The organism is Ferrovibrio sp., assembly GCF_035304305.1.
Lineage (GTDB): Bacteria > Pseudomonadota > Alphaproteobacteria > Ferrovibrionales > Ferrovibrionaceae > Ferrovibrio.
In genome coordinates this window covers 1-4,523 of sequence record NZ_DATGQG010000105.1, presented here as the reverse complement: position 1 = coordinate 4,523, position 4,523 = coordinate 1, and the positions used below count along the sequence as shown (strand labels likewise).

The following is a 4,523-nucleotide window of genomic DNA, read 5'->3' as shown; positions in this document are numbered from 1 at the left end:
CGCCTGCTTCGGGATGAAGTAGTACATCATCGCGAGGAAGCCGGCGGTGAGGAAGAAGCCGACCGCATTATGGCCGTACCACCACTGGGTCAGCGCATCCTGCACGCCGGCAAACAGCGAATAGCTCTTGGACGAGAAGGGCGAGACCGGCACCGCCAGGTTGTTGACGATGTGCAGCATCGCGATGGTGATGATGAAGGCGAGGTAGAACCAGTTCGCCACATAGATATGCGGCTCCTCGCGCTTGATCAGCGTACCGACATACGCGACCAGATAGACGACCCAGACCAGCGTCAGCCAGAGATCGACATACCATTCCGGCTCGGCGTATTCCTTGCTCTGGGTGATGCCGAAGACATAGCCCAGCGCGGCCAGCACGATGAACAGCTGATAGCCGAAGAACAGGAACCAGCCCACGGCCTCGCCGCCGAACAGCCGGGCGCGGCAGGTGCGCTGCACGACGTAGAGCGACGAACCCATCAGGGCGTTGCCGCCGAAGGCGAAGATGGCGGCGGAGGTATGGACAGGCCGCAGCCGGCCGAAGGTCGTCCATTCAAGGCCGAGATTGAGCGCCGGGAAAGCAAGCTGAAGGGCGACATAGACGCCGACTGCGAAAGCCGCGATACCCCAGAAGGCCGTCGCGATCACGAAGGCGCGTATTACGTCCTCAATATAGGGCTCACTGAGCTCCGAACGGGAGCGCAGGCCGGCAGCAATGGCAGTCATGGTCGTTCCTTGCAATGGATCGTCCCTTTGCGGGCGCACGCCGGCATCATCCTGCTTTGACCATCGCTCACATTGATGCAGGTCAATGCCGGTCTTGTCTGAGGTTGCCAAATTGTCGCACGGTGTGTCAAAATGCCGCGATGAGCGGGGAATTGACTGGCAACTTTCCAGTGGGTGCGCAAGCGATAGCGGTGCGACGGGTCCCCGACGACCAGCCATGGCGCTGGCTCCAGGCCGGATGGCAGGATCTGTGCCGCGCCCCCCGCGTCAGCCTCAGCTACGGTGCCGGCATCGTCGCGATCAGTTACGCATTGGCCATCGGCCTGTGGCAGGCCGGGCTGATCTACCTCGTGCTGCCGCTCGCCGGCGGCTTTCTCCTCGTCGCGCCCCTGCTGGCCATCGGTCTCTACGACACCAGCCGGCGCCTGCAGGCGGGCGAACCCGTCGGTCTGCGGATTTCGCTGACCAGCTGGCGCCGCCCGGTGGCGATCGGCAGCTTCGGTATCGTCCTGCTGCTGCTGCATTTTGCCTGGGTGCGCACGGCGCTTCTGTGGTTTGTCCTTTATTTTCATGACGGTACGCCGCCGCTGGACGCCATCCCGTTCTACCTGATCGAGGCCCGCAACCTGCCGTTTCTGGTCATCGGCACTGCCATGGGCGCCGGTTTCGCGCTGCTGACCTTCGCCCTTTCGGCGATTTCCCTGCCGCTGCTGCTGAACCGCGACGTCGACGTCGTTTCCGCCATGGGCGCCAGCCTGCGGGCGATCATCGCCAACCCGAAGGCAATGGCGCTGTGGGCGGGGCTGATCCTGTTCTTTACCGGGGTCGGACTGGCAACTTTCTTCGTCGGCCTGGGCGTGCTGTTTCCGCTGGTCGCCCATGCCAGCTGGCATGCCTGCCGCGATATCGTCCGCTGATTAATCCCGTAAGCGTCTAGCCCTGCAGCAGACGCCAGGCCAGTGCCAGCAGCAGGCCGGCATTGAGCACCAGTACCGGCGGCAGGAAGAAGCGCAGCGCGCTGCGCAGCCGGTTGCCCAGGGCCGCGCCCAGCCAGCCGATGGCCAGAAGCGCCGGCATGGTGCCGACCGCGAAAGCGGCCATGGACGCCGCGCCCAGCCGCCAGTCGCCCGATGCCCCTGCCAGCAGCAGGGCGGTATAGATGAGGCCACAGGGCAGAAAGCCGAGCAGCACGCCCAGCAGATAGCCGTTGAAGCCTTCCGGCCGCGCGAACAGGCGCGGCAGCGGACCGCGCGGATTGCCGCCCAGCAGGCTCGCGCCCGCCGATGCCAGCTGCGGCATGGATTTCAGCAGCGCCGCTGTCAGGAACCAGCCGGCGGCGATCGCCAGCAGCACGGCAGGCAGGTAGCCATCGGCAAAATACCGCTGAACGCCGCCGGTCGCGCCCGCCGCGATACCGCCGAGCAGTGAATACGTCGTCATGCGACCGGCATGGTAGGGCAGCAGAAAAATGCCGCTCAGGCGGCGCAGCCGCGTCGAGCGCTCCAGCGGCAGGGAGGTCAGCCGGGCACCCGCCTGCGACAGCACGAAGGGACCGCACATCCCCGCGCAATGTGTCGCACCCCCGGCCAGCCCGAGCAGGAACAGACCGGCCGGCGTGCCATACGTTATCCAGCTGCCCATCGATCCGTGACTGAGGAGATCGGCGCAGGCTGCCAGAAATTCCGACCAGCTCGACATTCAGGGTGTATCCCAGACTCCGAGGGCACCAGCGTTGATCCGGATCAATGCCGGATACAGGCGGCCGGCTACAGTTACCATCATGAACGCCATCGAACAGACAACCCCGGCGGCGGATCGCCCGCTGGGCATGCTGCCGATCGGACAGGCCCTGCAGGCGCAGACAACGGCCGCATCGCCTTTCGACGCGCTGGCTGCCCGGCGCGTCGGGCTGGTCATGTTCTGCGCACTCCTGCGCTCCCTGCCGAATGCCGGTCCGGCCGTGACCCAAGCCCTCGCGCAGGATATCGCGGGATATCTTACCGGCGAGTTTCCGGCCCTGATCCTGGAAGAGGAAGAGGGCATTTTGCCGCGGCTGCGGCTGCGGCTGCTGCTGGGCGACAATCTCGACGACATCATCGACCAGCTCATCGAAGAACACCGGGAAGACCGCCAGCATGCCTGCGAGCTGGCCCGCCGATGCGTCGCATTTGCAGATGAGTCGGAGGACGACTGGCCGGAACTCTGCGCCGCACTGGCCGATTTCGCCGAACGGCTGCGCCGGCACATGGCCTGGGAGGATGCGACAATATTGCCCATGGCTCGGGAACGCCTGACCGCCGAGGATTTGCTATCATGGCGCGCAGACATGGACCGGCGTTACGGGAAATCAACTTTCCAGAGGACACCGGTCGGACAACATTAGAGCGTCTGTAAACCAGACGGAGACCTCCGATGGGTGAGATTCATCCCCTGCCCCAGCGCAGAGCCTTCCGCGACATCGTCTCCAAGGCCATTGATCCCTGCGAAACCTGCACCGCCCGCAGCCTGACCATCTGTGCGCCGCTCTCGGCCGAAGAGCAGCTCAGGATGGCATCGCTCACCACCGTCATTCCGCTGAAACCCCGCCAGGTTCTTTTCCGCGAGGGTGACGAGGCGGAATTCGTCTACAACATCACCTGCGGCAGCGTTTCCCTGTCCAAATCGCTGGCGGACGGCCGCCGGCAGATCACCGGCTTTCTCGGCGCCGGCGATTTCATGGGGCTGAATACGCGGACCGCCTACACGGTGACGGCGGAAGCGCTGAACGACGTCAGGGTCTGCCGCTTTCCGCGAGCGGAGTTCCGGAAACTGCTGTCCGAAATGCCCAGTCTCGAACAGCGTCTGCTTGCCGTTACGGAGACGGAGCTGGCGACCGCGCATGAGCAGATCCTTCTGCTCGGCCGCAAGACCGCCATGGAGCGCATCGCCTCCTTCCTGCTGCGGCAATCCGAACGTGCCCGGGCGCGCGGCCTCGCCCCGAATCCGGTATCACTGCCGATGACGCGGGCCGAGGCGGCGGATTATCTCGGCCTCACCATCGAAACCGTGAGCCGCTGCTTCACCAAGCTGCGCAAGCAGGATGTCATCAGCCTGCCCAGCGCGGACCGCGTGATGATCCGGCAGCCCGACCGACTGAGGGCTCTGGCCGAAGCTGCGTAACGGGCTGGCTTTTCCCTGACATAAGCGTAAAATCGGGACAGCCGCGTGGTTCGTCGGAACGGCGCGGCAACCGGATTGCAATGGCGGTCCGGTTACAGAGATAAGGCCAAGCCTCGGGAGGGTCGCGGATGCCGGTGCCAGCCACACCGCAGGAGCCAGAACAGGTCGTCCGGCGCCGCGAGTGGATCGTCTTCCTCTTCCTCACCTTCGTCGTTGCGCCGGCGATGGCGGTTGCGATCGTCGGCAGTTACGGCCTCGGCGTCTGGATCTATCAGATGATTGCCGGGCCGCCGACGGGTTGATCCGCGATGTCCGCCACTGAAACAGATTTTGATCCCCGCCGGCGGGCGCTGCTGCGCGGCCGGCTGGAAACGCATATCTCCAGCCTCGTAATTCACGCCCATCCGATGCGGCTCGACGAGGTGCAGCACCAGCTCGCCGGAATCCCCGGCCTCACCATCGCCGCCACGTCTCCCGCCGGCAAACTGGTGGTGACGCTGGAGACCGCCAGCGAGCAGGAGATCGCCAGCCATCTCGGCACGATCCAGTCGATCAAGGGCGTCCTCGCTGCAACGCTTGTCTACCACCAGGTCGAAACGTCCTCCGACGAATGAGAGGCTGCCCATGAAGCTGACCCG

7 protein-coding genes are annotated in these 4,523 nt (G+C 64.9%); 5 read left to right on the top strand and 2 right to left on the bottom strand.

From position 1 onward, the window contains the following. A partial coding sequence (locus tag VKZ87_RS12285) for a cbb3-type cytochrome c oxidase subunit I (protein WP_324221550.1) occupies positions 1–726 on the bottom strand: 726 nt, incomplete at its 3' end. Positions 727–917: 191 nt separating this feature from the next. On the opposite strand from VKZ87_RS12285, the gene VKZ87_RS12280 reads away from it, so the two are divergent. After that, entirely contained in the window at positions 918–1,643 is a 726-nt protein-coding gene (locus tag VKZ87_RS12280; protein WP_324221549.1) for a DUF2189 domain-containing protein, read from the top strand. A gap of 16 nt (positions 1,644–1,659) precedes the next feature. Here the strand turns inward: VKZ87_RS12280 and VKZ87_RS12275 are convergent, their stop codons facing one another. Continuing rightward, positions 1,660–2,424, bottom strand: a complete 765-nt coding sequence (locus VKZ87_RS12275; protein WP_324221548.1) for a sulfite exporter TauE/SafE family protein — start codon at positions 2,422–2,424, stop codon at positions 1,660–1,662. An 82-nt stretch (positions 2,425–2,506) separates the two neighbouring features. Between VKZ87_RS12275 and VKZ87_RS12270 the strand changes: the two genes are divergently transcribed. From VKZ87_RS12270 to VKZ87_RS12255, 4 genes are all read left to right on the top strand, one after another. Next, entirely contained in the window at positions 2,507–3,109 is a 603-nt protein-coding gene (locus VKZ87_RS12270; RefSeq protein WP_324221547.1) for a hemerythrin domain-containing protein, read from the top strand. A gap of 29 nt (positions 3,110–3,138) precedes the next feature. After that, positions 3,139–3,885, top strand: coding sequence for a Crp/Fnr family transcriptional regulator (locus tag VKZ87_RS12265; protein WP_324221546.1), 747 nt, complete (start codon positions 3,139–3,141; stop codon positions 3,883–3,885). A 128-nt stretch (positions 3,886–4,013) separates the two neighbouring features. After that, a complete protein-coding gene (napE, locus tag VKZ87_RS12260; protein ID WP_324221545.1) occupies positions 4,014–4,187 on the top strand; it encodes a periplasmic nitrate reductase, NapE protein in 174 nt (57 codons plus the stop codon). A gap of 6 nt (positions 4,188–4,193) precedes the next feature. After that, positions 4,194–4,499: a chaperone NapD gene (locus tag VKZ87_RS12255; protein ID WP_324221544.1), complete on the top strand. Its 306-nt coding sequence runs from the start codon at positions 4,194–4,196 to the stop codon at positions 4,497–4,499. Positions 4,500–4,523: the final 24 nt, after the last annotated feature.